The following is a 13,345-nucleotide window of genomic DNA, read 5'->3' as shown; positions in this document are numbered from 1 at the left end:
AACGGATACGGCAGCGGAGAGGGTTCCGGCATCCCCCGATCATCGCGTCATAGCGAAACGCGGCCTCAATGTTCTCCACAGCCCGACTTGGGAATACGCGAGACTTCACCTCTGTCATCGATCCGCGGCCATTCGATGACAAACGTGAAGTCTCGCGAAGTAGCAGCTGGCGCGCGGCGCGGCTCGGGCGCGCTGAAAGGACGAAGACGACGGATGCCTCGGCAAGAGGCATCCGGGGCCCGCGCCGCGTCAGGCTCGCGGGGTCAGCGCTTCTCGAGCTCCTCGGCCACGAGGAACGCCAGTTCGAGCGACTGCATGTGGTTCAGGCGCGGGTCGCACAGCGACTCGTAGCGCGTCGCGAGGGTGGCCTCGTCGATCTGCTCGGACCCGCCGAGGCACTCGGTGACGTCGTCGCCGGTGAGCTCGACGTGGATGCCTCCGGGGAACGTGCCCACCGCGCGGTGGGCCTCGAAGAAGCCGCGGACCTCGTCGACGACGTCGTCGAAGCGACGCGTCTTGTAGCCCGTGGGCGTGGTGATGCCGTTGCCGTGCATCGGGTCGGTGACCCACAGCGGCGTGGCGCCCGAGTCGCGCACGGCCTCCAGAAGCGGCGGCAGGGCCTCGCGGATCTTGCCCGCGCCCATGCGCGTGATGAACGTGAGGCGCCCCGGCTCGCGGTTCGGGTCGAGCTTGTCGATGAGCGCCAGAGCCGTCTCGGGCGCCGTGGTGGGACCGAGCTTCACGCCGATGGGGTTGCGGATCTTCGAGAAGTAGTCGACATGCGCGCCGTCGAGCTCGCGCGTGCGCTCACCGATCCACAGGAAGTGCGCCGACGTGTTGTAGGGCGTGTTCGTGCGGGAGTCGATGCGCGTCATCGGCCGCTCGTAGTCCATGAGCAGGCCCTCGTGGCCGGTGTAGAACTCGACGCGCTTCAGCTCGTCGAAGTCGGCGCCGGCGGCTTCCATGAAGCGGATCGCACGGTCGATCTCGCCCGCCATGCGCTCGTATGCCTGGTTCGCGGGATTCTGCGCGAAGCCCTTGTTCCACGAGTGCACCTCGCGGAGGTCGGCGAAGCCGCCCTGCGTGAACGCCCGGATGAGATTGATCGTCGAGGCGGCGGTGTGGTAGCCCTTCAGAAGCCGCTGCGGGTCGGCCTGGCGCGAGCCCTCGGTGAAGTCGTAGCCGTTGACGATGTCTCCGCGGTAGGCGGGGAGCGTGACGTCGCCGCGGGTCTCGGTGTCGCTCGAGCGGGGCTTGGCGAACTGACCCGCCATGCGCCCCATCTTCACGACCGGCATCGACGCGCCGTAGGTCAGCACGACCGCCATCTGGAGCACCGTCTTGATGCGGTTGCGGATCTGCTCGGCCGTCGCACCCGCGAACGTCTCGGCGCAGTCGCCGCCCTGCAGCAGGAACGCGTTGCCCGATGCCGCGCGCGCGAGGCGGTCGCGGAGGTTGTCGACCTCGCCGGCGAAGACCAGCGGGGGCAGCGTCGCGATCTCCGCCGACACCGCCGCCACCGCGTCGGCGTCGGGCCACTGCGGCTGCTGCTTGATGGGCAGGGTCCGCCAGTGGTCGAGCGCGTCGAGCTGCTGAAGCATCCCACGATTCTAGCCGCGGGCGGATGACGCCCGGCGCCGCATGACGGGCTGTTCGCCCCGGGGTCAGCGATTCTTCGTCTTGAGGCGGTCCTTCACGGTGGACGCGTAGACGTCCTCGTACTCCTGCTCCCCCAGTCGCTGGAGTGCGACCATGATCTCGTCGGTGACCGATCGGAGGATGTAGCGGTCGCCCTCCATGCCCTCGAAGCGCGAGAAGTCGAGCGGCTCGCCGATGACCACCCCGACGCGCACGATGCGCGGCACGCGCGTCCCGATCGGCATCATCGTGTCGGTGTCGACCATCACCACCGGCACGACGGGCACGTGCGCCTCCAGCGCCATGCGGGCGATGCCGGTGCGTCCCCGGTACAGCTTGCCGTCGGGGCTGCGCGTGCCCTCCGGGTAGATGCCGAGCAGGTCGCCGCGTCCGAGCACCTGAAGACCGGTATTGAGGGATGCCTCGGACGCCTTGCCGCCGGATCGGTCGATGGGGATCTGGCCCGTGGCTTTGAAGAACATGCGCGTCGCCCAGCCCTTGAGGCCCTTGCCCGTGAAGTAGTCGCTCTTGGCGAGGAACGCCACGGGCCGGTCGATCATGAGCGGCAGGAAGATCGAGTCGACGAACGACAGGTGGTTGCTGGCGAGGATCGCGGCGCCTTCCGCGGGGATGTTGCGACGGCCGACGATCCACGGGCGCCAGATCGCCTTGACGATCGGACCGATCACCACGTACTTCATCAGCCAGTAGAACATCGCGCTATCCCTCCGCGGCGGCCAGATCGGCCGCCCCGATGAGGCCCGCGTCGTTGACGAGCTGCGCGATCGCGAACTTCGCGACGGGACGGTCGCCGTAGCCGGGTAGGGAGGTCTCATAGGCGAGGCGAACCGGCCCGAGGAGGTCTTCGCCGAGCTGCGCGACTCCCCCGCCGATTACGAACAGCTCGGGATCGAGCACGGCCTGGAATCCACCGCACGCCTCGCCGAGCGCAGTGGCGACGCGGCGCAGCGCCTCGGTCGCGCCGGGGTCGCCGGCGAGGACCAGCCGCGAGACGGCGGGGCCCGAGATCGTGCCGGTCTCGGCGCGCAGCTGCGCGAGCGCCGCGCCGATTCCGCCCGCGTCGGCGATGTCGTTGGCCTCCCGCTGCAGTGCGCGACCCGAGGCGTACTGCTCGAGGCATCCGCTCTGCCCGCACCCGCACAGCAGCCCGCCTCGGATGAAGCGCATGTGCCCGAGCTCCGCGGCGATGCCGTGCCCGCCGCGGAAAAGCTCGCCGTCGAGGACGATGGCCCCGCCGACGCCTGTTCCCATCGTGAGCATGACCATGTGTCCGACGCCGCGCCCGGCGCCGAAGCGGTACTCGGCCCAGCCTGCGGCGTTCGCGTCGTTCTCGATCGCGACCGGCAGGCCGATGCCGGCTTCGAGCCGCGCCTTGAGCGGCTCGTTCCGCCACGCGATGTTCGGGGCGTGGATGACCGTGGCACGGTCGCGGTCGATGAACCCCGCCGCGGCGACGCCGACGGCCGCGACATCGTGGGTCGCGCGGAAGTGGCGGGCCATGTCGATCACGGCGTCGGCGAGGGCGCCGGTGTCGGTCGGCGTGTCGACGCGGACCTTCTCGACGATGTGTCCCTCGGAGTCGACCACTCCTCCCGCGATCTTCGTCCCGCCGATGTCGATGCCGACCTTGAGCACTGCGTTCCCTCTCCTGCGGCCGCGGGCGCGACAGCGCCTTGAAGTCTATCCAGGAGGCGCTCCTCCACAGTGGCCCTGGCCGTCGCATGACAGCGGATTAGACTCGTATGAGATCCACCCGAGATTGAAAGTCGTCCGGTACCGAAGGAGCTGCCGTGGTCCAATTCGAAGTCCCCGCGATCGTCCCCGCCGATCCGCAGGCAAACATCACCGACCTCCTGGTCGAGCGCGTCAAGGCGACGCCTTCGCTCGCCCTGTTCTCGGTGCCCGATGGGGAGGGCTGGCGCGACATCACCGCCGCCGAGTTCCAGAAGCAGGTGGTCGCCCTCGCGAAGGGGTTCGCGGCCGCCGGCATCGAGCCAGGCGACAAGGTGGGCTTCATCGCGCGCACGACGTACGACTGGACGCTGGTCGACTTCGCGCTGTTCTACGCCGGCGCCGTCATGGTCCCGATCTACGAGACCAGCTCGGCCGCGCAGATCTCGTGGAACCTCTCGGACTCGGGTGCCATCGCCGTCATCACCGAGTCCTCCGACCACTCCGCGCGGGTGGCCGAGGTGCGCGGCGAGCTGCCGCTCATCCGTTCGGCATGGGAGATGCACGCGGGCGACCTCGACAAGCTGGTCGCCGAGGGAGCGAGCGTCTCGGACGACGAGATCGAGCGGCGCCGCAACCTTGCCAACGGTGCAGACATCGCCACGCTCATCTACACGTCGGGCTCGACCGGGCGGCCCAAGGGCTGCGTCCTCACGCACAGCAACTTCGTCGAGCTGTCTCGCAACTCCGCCAAGGCGCTCCACGAGGTCGTCGAGACCCCGGGCGCGTCGACGCTGCTGTTCATCACGACCGCGCACGTCTTCGCGCGCTTCATCTCGATCCTGAACATCCACGCCGGTGTCAAGACGGGCCACCAGCCCGACACCAAGCAGCTCCTCCCGGCGCTCGGCTCGTTCAAGCCCACGTTCCTGCTCGCCGTGCCGCGCGTGTTCGAGAAGGTGTACAACTCGGCCGAGCAGAAGGCCGAGGCCGGCGGCAAGGGCAAGATCTTCCGCGCCGCCGCGCACACGGCCATCGAGCACTCGCGAATGCTGCAGGACGGCAAGAAGGTGCCGTTCGGCACGAAGATCAAGTTCGCGCTGTTCGACAAGCTCGTCTACAGCAAGCTGCGCACCGCGATGGGCGGCAACGTCGTGTACGCGGTGTCGGGCTCAGCGCCGCTCGGGCCGCGTCTCGGGCACTTCTTCCACAGTCTGGGCGTCACGATCCTCGAGGGCTACGGCCTGACCGAGACGACGGCGCCTGCAACCGTGAACCTCGCCAACAAGTCCAAGATCGGCACGGTCGGCCCGGTGCTCCCGGGCGTCGGCATCCGTCTGGCCGACGACGGCGAGATCGAGGTGCGTGGTATCAACGTCTTCAAGGAGTACTGGCGCAACGCCGAGGCGACCGCCGCGGCGTTCGACGGCGACTGGTTCAAGACCGGCGATCTGGGCTCGGTGGACGACGAGGGCTTCCTCACGATCACCGGCCGCAAGAAGGAGATCATCGTCACCGCCGGCGGCAAGAACGTCGCCCCGGCCGCACTCGAGGACCCGATCCGCGCCAACCCGATCGTCGGGCAGGTGGTCGTCGTCGGCGATCAGAAGCCGTTCATCTCGGCCCTGATCACCCTCGACCCCGAGATGCTCCCGACGTGGCTGTCGAACAACGGGCTGCCCGCCGACATGACCCTCGTCGACGCCGCGAAGAACGAGGCCGTGCGCGCCGAGGTGCAGCGCGCGATCGACGAGGCCAACAAGCACGTGTCGCGAGCGGAGTCGATCCGCAAGTTCACGATCCTCCCCACCGAGTGGACCGAGGCGAGCGGACACCTCACCCCGAAGATGAGCATCAAGCGCAACGTGATCCTCGCCGACTTCGCGGGCGATGTCGACGAGATCTACGCGGTGCCGGTGAACACGACGAACGTCTCGCTCAGCTGACTCACGCAGACATGAAGAGAGCGGATGCCGGGCTTCCCGGCATCCGCTCTCTTCATTGTGTCTGCACGCTCGTCAGAACCAGTCCGACTCCCGGATCTCGCGCATCGCCACGCGTCGCTCCTCGGGGGTGAGTCGCTCGAGGTAGAGCTTGCCGTCGAGATGGTCCGTCTCGTGCTGCAGCGCCTGGGCGAGAAGGCCCTCCCCTTCCAGCACGAGCTCGTTGCCGTCGAGGTCGATGCCGACGACCTTGGCCCAGGGATACCGCACGGCGTCGTGCCAGAGGCCGGGGACCGAGAGGCATCCTTCGCCGATGGCCTCCGGCTCACCCGAGACCTCGACGAGCACGGGATTCAGCACGTAGCCGATGTCGCCGTCGACGTTGTAGCTGAACGCGCGCAGGCCCACGCCGATCTGCGGCGCCGCGACGCCGGCGCGGCCGGGCAGCTCGACGGTATCGAGGAGGTCGCGCACCAGGGCGCGCACGCCGTCGTCGATGCCTTCGATCGGGGCGCTGACGGACTTCAGGACGGGGTCACCGAAGAGGCGGATGGGACGGACTGCCATCGGATCCCTCAGGCCGCGGTCGCGTGCGAGCGAAGGCCTTCGACGACCGCCGCGGCGAGCTCTCGGGCGGCGAGCCGCGTCTCGGGCTGGAGATCCCTGAAGACGATGCCGCTGCCGGCCGCGATGTGCGCGTCGTAGGGAACTCGGACGACCTTGCGCACGCGCGTGCGGAAGTGGGCCTCGAGCTCGTCGAGCTGCACGAGCGGCTGACCAGGACGTGCGTTGTTGAGCACGACGACAGCACCGCGCACCTTCTCGGAGTAGCCGTTGGTCTCGAGCCACGTGAGCGTCTCGGACGCGAGTCGCGCCTCGTCGACGCTGAGGCCCGCGACGATCACGAGCTGGTCTGCGAGATCGAGCGTCGCACTCATCACCGAGTGGACGATGCCGGTGCCGGTGTCGGTGAGCACGAGCGAGTAGTAGTGCGCTGCGAGGGCGGCGACATTGCGGTAGTCGGCGTCGTTGAAGGCCTCGGACACGCGCGGGTCGGAATCGGACGCGACGACGTCGAGCCGCGTCTCGTCGCGGGCCACGATGTTCGACAGGTCGTTGAAGCCGACGACGTCGCCGCTCACGCGCACGAGGTCGCGCACGGTCTTGCCGCTCTCGCGGGAGATGCGCTCGGCGAGCGTGCCGCGGTCGGGGTTGGCGTCGACGGCGATGACGCGGTCGTCGCGGGCGTCGGCGAGGGCCATGCCGAGCAGCGTCGTCACCGTCGTCTTGCCGACGCCGCCCTTGCGCGAGAGCACCGGCACGAAGCGGGCGCCGCCCGAGAGCGGCGCCGCGATGCGGCGGTCGAGCTCCTTGCGGGCGCGGGCGCGCTTGCTGTCGCCGAGGTTGATGCGCCGCCCCGAGATGGAGTACACGAAGTGCTGCCACGCACCTTCGGGCTCGGACCGCACCACCTGGTGCGGGTCGAGCAGCCGGTCCGCGGTGAGCAGGTCGGCTGTCTCGCGGTCGGCCTCGAACTCGCCGAGCCGCTTCGACGTGAGCGACACGCTCGCGGTCGGGAAGGCGCGCTCGACGGCCCGATCGGGGGTGCGGCCGGTCGTCGGCACCGACCCGGTGTGGTGCGCCTCTCGCCGAGAGGCGGGCACCGGGCCGGTCTCGGCGGACGCGGTCTTCGGCTCCGGCGAGGACGCCGGCGCGCCGGTCGGCGCGTCGGAGTCGGACGGCGTGCGTGCAGTCATGGGTTCCTCCGCGGTCTCATCATGCGCGGCGACGTCGCTGATCGCGACGTCATCGAACGAGACATCCTCGAACTCGGCGTCCGCGTATGCGGCAGGGTCGAACTCGGCGTTCTCGAACTCGGCGTTCTCGAACTCCGCGACGGCCGCGTCGACCGCGTCGGGTGCGACGTCGTCGACGGATGCCGCGGCTTCGTGCTGCCCGGCCGTGGTGGCTGCGACGGTCTCGACCTCTTCGAAGACCTCGTCGGCGTCGGCGATGTCGTCGGTGACGGGCGCGGCGGCGAAGCCGTCGGCCTCGACGGTCCACTCCTCCGGCTCGGCGACGATCTCTGCTTCGGCGGTGTCGGCCGAAGGCTCGGTCGCGAGCGTCATCGTGACCGGAAGATCGGCATCGGCCGGGATCTCCACCACGAACGGCACCTCGTCGCCGATGACGTCATCGTCGGCGAGGTCGTCCTCGGACTCGCTCGGCAGTTCGACGTTCACCTGCGCCGTCCCACCGCCGAGGATTCCGAGACCGGTCGTGTCGAGGCTTCCGGTGTCGGAGAGCACGCCGTTCTCAGGCTCGTCGGGTGTGTGGTCGGGGCGATCGGGCGTCACTGCGTACTTCTCCAGGGGACGGGCGGCGTTTTCGGGCGGATGCCGCCCTCCAGGCTACTGGGCCGGACGGATGACGACCAAAAGGTCGCCGGCGTCGACCTGCGCCGTCTCGGCGATCGCGAGTCTCTCGACGACCCCCTCGACGGGGGCGGTGATGGCCGCCTCCATCTTCATCGCCTCGATGGAGGCGATCGGCTGCCCCGCCGTCACGGCGTCGCCGACGCGCGCCTTGAGGGTCACGACCCCCGAGAACGGCGCGGCGACCTGACCCGGCTTCGACGTGTCGGCCTTCTCGACCTGGCGTGTCTCGACCTTGATGCTGCGATCGCGGACGAACACCGGCCGCAGCTGCCCGTTGAGGGTCGTCATGACCGTGCGGATGCCCTTGTCGTCGGCCTCGCCGATCGCTTCGAGACCCACGTACAGCTGCACGCCCGGATCGATCTCGGCGATGTGCTCCTCGCCGGGCTTGAGCCCGTACAGGTAGTCCGGCGTGCCGAGCGCCGACAGGTCGCCGTAGGTCTCGCGGTTCTTCTCGAACTCGCGCGCCGGCGCGGGGAACAGCAGCCGGTTCAGCGCGCGGCGGCGCTCGGCGGCGTCGCCGGCGAGGCCCGCGCGCTCCTCATCGGTGAGCGGCGGCACGTCGATCGAGACCGAGCGCCCTTCGAGCACCTTGGTGCGGAACGGCTCAGGCCACCCACCGGGAAGATCGCCCAGTTCCCCGGCCATGAAGCCGACGACGGAGTCCGGGATGTCGTAGTTCTGCGGGTTCTGCTCGAAGTCGGCAGGGTCGGCTCGCACCGCGACGAGCGCCAGCGCGAGGTCGCCCACGACTTTCGACGACGGGGTCACCTTGGGGATACGGCCGAGGATGCGGTCCGCCGCGGCGTACATGTCCTCGATGAGCTCGAAGTCGTCGGCCAGGCCGAGGGCGATCGCCTGCTGCCGGAGGTTCGACAGCTGCCCGCCCGGGATCTCGTGGTGGTAGACGCGGCCCGTCGGCGAGGGCAGCCCTGATTCGAACGGCCGGTACAGGTGTCGCACCGCTTCCCAGTAAGGCTCGAGGTCGGCGACGGCCTGCAGATCCAGGCCGGTGTCGCGGTCCGTGTGCGCGAGCGCGGCGACCAGCGCCGAGAGCGAGGGCTGGCTCGTGGTTCCCGACATCGGCGCGGCCGCGGCATCCACCGCGTCCACGCCCGCGGCGCTCGCCGCCAGGAGCGTCGCCAGCTGCCCGCCCGCGGTGTCGTGGGTGTGGAGGTGCACCGGCAGGTCGAAGTTCTCGCGCAGCGCCGTGACGAGCTTCGCGGCCGCCGCCGGGCGCACCAGGCCCGCCATGTCCTTGATCGCGAGGATGTGCGCGCCCGACTCGACGATCTGCTCGGCGAGCCGCAGGTAGTAGTCGAGCGTGTACAGCTTCTCGGACGGGTCGAGCAGGTCGGAGGTGTAGCACAGCGCCACCTCGGCGATCGCCGTGCCCGTGGAGCGCACCGCGTCGATCGCGGGGCGCATCTGCGACACGTCGTTGAGCGCGTCGAAGATGCGGAAGATGTCGACTCCGGTGGAGGCGGCCTCGCGCACGAACGCGTCGGTGACCTCGACCGGGCGGGGCGTGTAGCCGACGGTGTTCCGCCCCCGCAGCAGCATCTGGATCGGGATGTTCGGCATCGCCGCACGCAGCGCCTCGAGGCGCTCCCACGGGTCTTCGGCGAGGAACCGCAGCGCGACGTCGTAGGTCGCGCCACCCCAGGCCTCGACCGACAGCAGCTGCGGAGTCATGCGCGACACGTGCGGCCCGACGCGCACGAGGTCGCGCGTTCGCACGCGCGTCGCGAGGAGCGACTGGTGCGCGTCACGGAAGGTGGTCTCGGTGACCGCCAGTCCCGTCTGCTCGCGCAGCGCCCGGGCGAACCCCTCCGGGCCGAGCTCCCGCAGCCGCGCGAGGGTGCCGGCCGGCGGCTCGGCGGCGAGGTCGATGTCGGGAAGCTTGCTTCCGGGTGAGACCGACAGCGGCTTCTCGCCGTAGGGCCGGTTGACGGTGACGTCGCCCAGCCAGTTGAGCAGCTTCGTCGCACGGTCGCGCGAGGGGTTGCTCGTCAGCAGCGCCGGCCGCTCTTCGATGAACGACGTGCTCACGTCACCTGCGACGAACGCGGGGTCGTCGAGCACGGCGCGCAGGAACGGGATGTTCGTCGCGACGCCGCGGATGCGGAACTCCGCGAGAGCGCGGCGGGCGCGGGCCACGGCGGCCGGGAAGTCGCGCCCCCGGCACGTGAGCTTCGCGAGCATCGAGTCGAAGTGGGGACTGATCTGCGATCCCGCGGCCGTGGTGCCGCCGTCGAGCCGGATGCCCGCGCCGCCGGGCGACCGGTACGTCGTGATGCGGCCGGTGTCGGGACGGAAGCCCTGCGACGGGTCCTCGGTGGTGAGACGGCACTGCAGGGCGGCTCCGCGCAGCTGGATGCGGTCCTGGGTGAGGCCGAGGTCGGCAAGCGTCCGCCCGGACGCGATGAGCATCTGCGACTGCACGAGATCGACGTCGGTGACCTCCTCCGTCACCGTGTGCTCGACCTGGATGCGCGGGTTCATCTCGATGAAGACGACCTCGCCCGCTCGCGGCCCCGCCGTTTCGAGGAGGAACTCGACGGTGCCGGCGTTCTCGTAGCCGATGGAGCGCGCGAACGCGACGGCGTAGCCGTGCAGCGCATCGCGGACGGCAGGGTCGAGATTCGGCGCGGGGGCGATCTCGATCACCTTCTGGTGGCGGCGCTGCACCGAGCAGTCCCGCTCGAAGAGGTGGACGGTCTCGCCGGTCTTGTCGGCCAGTACCTGCACCTCGATGTGGCGCGGCCGCTGCACGGCCTGCTCGAGGAACACGCGTGCGTCGCCGAAGGCGCTTCCCGCCTCGCGCATCGCCTCGGCGAGGGCGGGCGGCAGCTCTTCAGGCCGCTCGACGCGCCGCATCCCCCGTCCGCCGCCGCCGGCGACGGCCTTCACGAAGATCGGGAATCCGATGTCGTCCGCCTGCGCGACGAGCGCGTCGACGTCGTCGGACGCCTCGGTCGAGCGCAGCACCGGAACGCCGGCGGCGGTCGCGTGCTGCTTTGCGGTGACCTTGTTGCCCGCCATCTCGAGCACGCGAGCGGGAGGCCCGATGAACGCGATGCCGTTCGCCGCGGCCTTCTCGGCCAGTTCGGGGTTCTCCGAGAGGAATCCGTAGCCCGGGTAGATCGCATCGGCTCCCGACGAGAGCGCTACGCGGATGATCTCGTCGACATCGAGGTACGCGCGGACCGGGTGGCCCTTCTCGCCGATCTCGTAGGACTCGTCCGCCTTCTGCCGGTGCAGCGACCCGCGATCTTCGAACGGGAAGACGGCCACGGTTCGAGCACCGAGCTCGTACGCCGCGCGGAAGGCGCGGATCGCGATCTCACCACGGTTGGCGACCAGGATCTTGCGGAACATTCGACCTCCGGAGCGGCGGTGCGGGTGGGCCTGAGTGTGCTCTCAGCCTAGGGGACGGTAACGTGGTGCCTTGTGCACGTCCTATCCGTCAGCTCGCTCAAGGGCGGGGTCGGCAAGACGACCGTGACTCTCGGACTCGCGTCGGCGGCCTTCGCCCGCGGTGTCCGCACGCTCGTCGTCGACCTCGACCCGCAGTCCGATGTGTCGACGGGCATGGACATCCAGGTCGCCGGCCGCCTGAACGTCGCCGACGTCCTCGCCAATCCGAAGGAGAAGACGGTCCGGCAGGCCATCACCTCCAGCGGGTGGGCGAAGGTGCATCCCGGCACGATCGACGTCATGATCGGCAGCCCCTCGGCCATCAACTTCGACGGACCGCACCCGAGCGTGCGCGACGTCTGGAAGATGGAGGAGGCGCTCGCGACGATCGAGGCCGACTACGACCTGGTGCTGATCGACTGCGCGCCGTCGCTGAACGCCCTCACGCGCACCGCGTGGGCCGCAAGCGACCGCGTGATCGTGGTGACCGAGCCCGGCCTGTTCTCGGTCGCCGCCGCCGACCGCGCGCTGCGCGCGATCGAGGAGATCCGCCGCGGCCTGTCGCCGCGCCTGCAGCCGCTCGGCATCGTCGTGAACCGCGTGCGCCCGCAGTCGATCGAGCACCAGTTCCGCATCAAGGAGCTCCGCGACATGTTCGGCCCACTCGTGCTCGCGCCGCAGCTGCCCGAGCGCACATCGCTGCAGCAGGCGCAGGGCGCGGCGAAGCCGCTGCACATCTGGCCCGGCGACTCCGCGCAGGAGCTCGCGGCTGACTTCGACTCGCTCCTCGACCGCGTGATGCGCACCGGCCGCATCCCTGTGCCCGGCGAGACGCGCGCCTGACGATGAGCGACGGATGCTGCGGCATCTGTCGTCACGGACTGACCAGTCTGCTCACGGGATGATCAGATTGCTCGCCGAATGCGCGATCCGGTGAACACGACTTGCCTTTCGTCGCTGCGTCGCTGAACATATCGTTCATGGCATCGATGACGCTGCATCCTGACAGCATCGCCGTGCACGCCGGACGCGACGACCTCGCGGCCCTGGGCGTCCACGCACTCCCCCTCGACCTCTCGTCGACGAATCCGCTCCCCGATCTCGAACTCGGAGGCATGTCGTACGAGGTGCTCGCGACCGGCGGTCACCCGTTGGAGGGCGGTTCGAACGTGTACGCGCGGCTGTGGAACCCCACGGTGGCCCGCTTCGAGGAGGCGCTCGCGCGCCTCGAGCATGCGGAGGAGGCCGTCGCGTTCTCGTCGGGAATGGCCGCGATGAGCGCCACGCTGCTGGCGATCGCGCACGAGACGGGCAAGCGTCACGTGGTGGCTGTGCGACCGTTGTACGGCGGCACCGACCACCTGCTCGCGTCGGGCCAACTGGGCGTCGAGGCGACGTTCTGCTCCCCCGACGGCGTGGCGGCGGCGCTGCGCGACGACACCGCACTGGTGGTGCTCGAGTCCCCCGCCAACCCCACGCTCGAACTCGTCGACATCCGCGCGATCGTCGCGGCCGCGGGCGACGTTCCCGTGCTCGTCGACAACACGTTCGCGACTCCGGTGCTCCAGCATCCACTCGATCTCGGCGCCGCCCTGTCGCTGCACAGCGCCACCAAGTACCTCGGTGGCCACGGAGACGTGGTCGGCGGCGTCGTCGCGTGCGACGCCCGGCTGGCCGCCGCGCTCCGGCGCACCCGCGCCATCACCGGGGCCATCATGCACCCTCTCGCCGCGTACCTCCTGCACCGCGGGCTCGCCACGCTGCCGGTGCGCGTGCGGGCGCAGCAGGCCGGTGCGTGCGCCGTCGCCGAATGGCTCACGACGCAGGCTGGGATCGCGCACGTTCACTTCCCCGGGTTCGCCGAGTGCGACCCGCGGAGTCTCGTGGGCACGCAGCAGTCCGGTCCGGGCGCGATGATCTCGATCGAGCTCGCCGGCGGCTACGACGCCGCCCGCGCCCTGACGACCTCGGTGCGCCTCTTCACGCACGCCGTGTCGCTGGGCAGCGTCGACTCGCTGATCCAGCACCCGGCGGCTCTGACGCATCGCCCCGTGGAGTCGGAGGCGAAACCGTCCGCCGCGCTCGTCCGGCTGTCGATCGGCCTGGAGGACCCCGCCGACCTCATCGCGGATCTCGAGCAGGCGCTCGCCGCGACGGTCGGCGCGACGGAAGAGCGTCGCCCGGCGACCGTGTGAAGCGAGCGGGGCGGACGGC

At 70.0% G+C, this 13,345-nt stretch carries 9 protein-coding genes; 3 read left to right on the top strand and 6 right to left on the bottom strand.

Features of this window, described 5'->3' with window-relative positions:
- Positions 1 to 263: 263 nt before the first annotated feature.
- The 3 genes from AC3ANN_RS07100 to AC3ANN_RS07090 form a co-directional block, all read right to left on the bottom strand.
- Positions 264 to 1,601, bottom strand: coding sequence for a class II 3-deoxy-7-phosphoheptulonate synthase (locus tag AC3ANN_RS07100; RefSeq protein WP_488340277.1), 1,338 nt, complete (start codon positions 1,599 to 1,601; stop codon positions 264 to 266).
- Positions 1,602 to 1,664: 63 nt separating this feature from the next.
- Positions 1,665 to 2,354, bottom strand: a complete 690-nt coding sequence (locus tag AC3ANN_RS07095) for a lysophospholipid acyltransferase family protein (protein ID WP_488340276.1) — start codon at positions 2,352 to 2,354, stop codon at positions 1,665 to 1,667.
- 4 nt (positions 2,355 to 2,358) lie between these two features.
- Positions 2,359 to 3,294 carry an ROK family glucokinase gene (locus AC3ANN_RS07090; protein WP_488340275.1) on the bottom strand — a complete coding sequence of 312 codons (936 nt, stop codon included), beginning with the start codon at positions 3,292 to 3,294 and terminating at the stop codon, positions 2,359 to 2,361.
- Positions 3,295 to 3,449: 155 nt separating this feature from the next.
- Between AC3ANN_RS07090 and AC3ANN_RS07085 the strand changes: the two genes are divergently transcribed.
- Positions 3,450 to 5,276: an AMP-dependent synthetase/ligase gene (locus AC3ANN_RS07085; protein WP_488340274.1), complete on the top strand. Its 1,827-nt coding sequence runs from the start codon at positions 3,450 to 3,452 to the stop codon at positions 5,274 to 5,276.
- A 72-nt stretch (positions 5,277 to 5,348) separates the two neighbouring features.
- On the opposite strand, the gene AC3ANN_RS07080 is transcribed toward AC3ANN_RS07085, so the two are convergent.
- The 3 genes from AC3ANN_RS07080 to AC3ANN_RS07070 are packed head-to-tail and all read right to left on the bottom strand — an operon-like array spanning position 5,349 to position 11,092.
- Complete coding sequence (locus tag AC3ANN_RS07080; RefSeq protein ID WP_488340273.1) at positions 5,349 to 5,840, bottom strand: peptide deformylase; 492 nt, start codon at positions 5,838 to 5,840, stop codon at positions 5,349 to 5,351.
- 8 nt (positions 5,841 to 5,848) lie between these two features.
- Entirely contained in the window at positions 5,849 to 7,630 is a 1,782-nt protein-coding gene (locus AC3ANN_RS07075) for a MinD/ParA family ATP-binding protein (RefSeq protein ID WP_488340272.1), read from the bottom strand.
- A gap of 54 nt (positions 7,631 to 7,684) precedes the next feature.
- A complete protein-coding gene (locus AC3ANN_RS07070; RefSeq protein WP_488340271.1) occupies positions 7,685 to 11,092 on the bottom strand; it encodes a pyruvate carboxylase in 3,408 nt (1,135 codons plus the stop codon).
- 72 nt (positions 11,093 to 11,164) lie between these two features.
- Here AC3ANN_RS07070 and AC3ANN_RS07065 point away from each other — a divergent pair, with 72 nt between their 5' ends.
- Entirely contained in the window at positions 11,165 to 11,974 is an 810-nt protein-coding gene (locus AC3ANN_RS07065) for a ParA family protein (RefSeq protein ID WP_488340270.1), read from the top strand.
- Between the two features lie 137 nt (positions 11,975 to 12,111).
- Positions 12,112 to 13,326 (top strand): trans-sulfuration enzyme family protein, encoded by a 1,215-nt coding sequence (locus AC3ANN_RS07060; protein ID WP_488340269.1) that lies wholly within the window; start codon positions 12,112 to 12,114, stop codon positions 13,324 to 13,326.
- Positions 13,327 to 13,345 lie beyond the last annotated feature (19 nt).

Source organism: Microbacterium sp. STRO-2N (assembly GCF_057747775.1).
The sequence above is the reverse complement of the archived record's forward strand: the minus strand, read 5'-3'. Positions and strand labels throughout refer to the sequence as shown.

Coding starts and splice junctions, on each gene's coding strand:
- AC3ANN_RS07100 (WP_488340277.1), bottom strand. CDS start 1,601: ATGCTTCAGCAGCTCGACGCGCTCGACCACTGGCGGACCCTGCCCATC.
- AC3ANN_RS07095 (WP_488340276.1), bottom strand. CDS start 2,354: ATGTTCTACTGGCTGATGAAGTACGTGGTGATCGGTCCGATCGTCAAG.
- AC3ANN_RS07080 (WP_488340273.1), bottom strand. CDS start 5,840: ATGGCAGTCCGTCCCATCCGCCTCTTCGGTGACCCCGTCCTGAAGTCC.
- AC3ANN_RS07070 (WP_488340271.1), bottom strand. CDS start 11,092: ATGTTCCGCAAGATCCTGGTCGCCAACCGTGGTGAGATCGCGATCCGC.
- AC3ANN_RS07060 (WP_488340269.1), top strand. CDS start 12,112: ATGGCATCGATGACGCTGCATCCTGACAGCATCGCCGTGCACGCCGGA.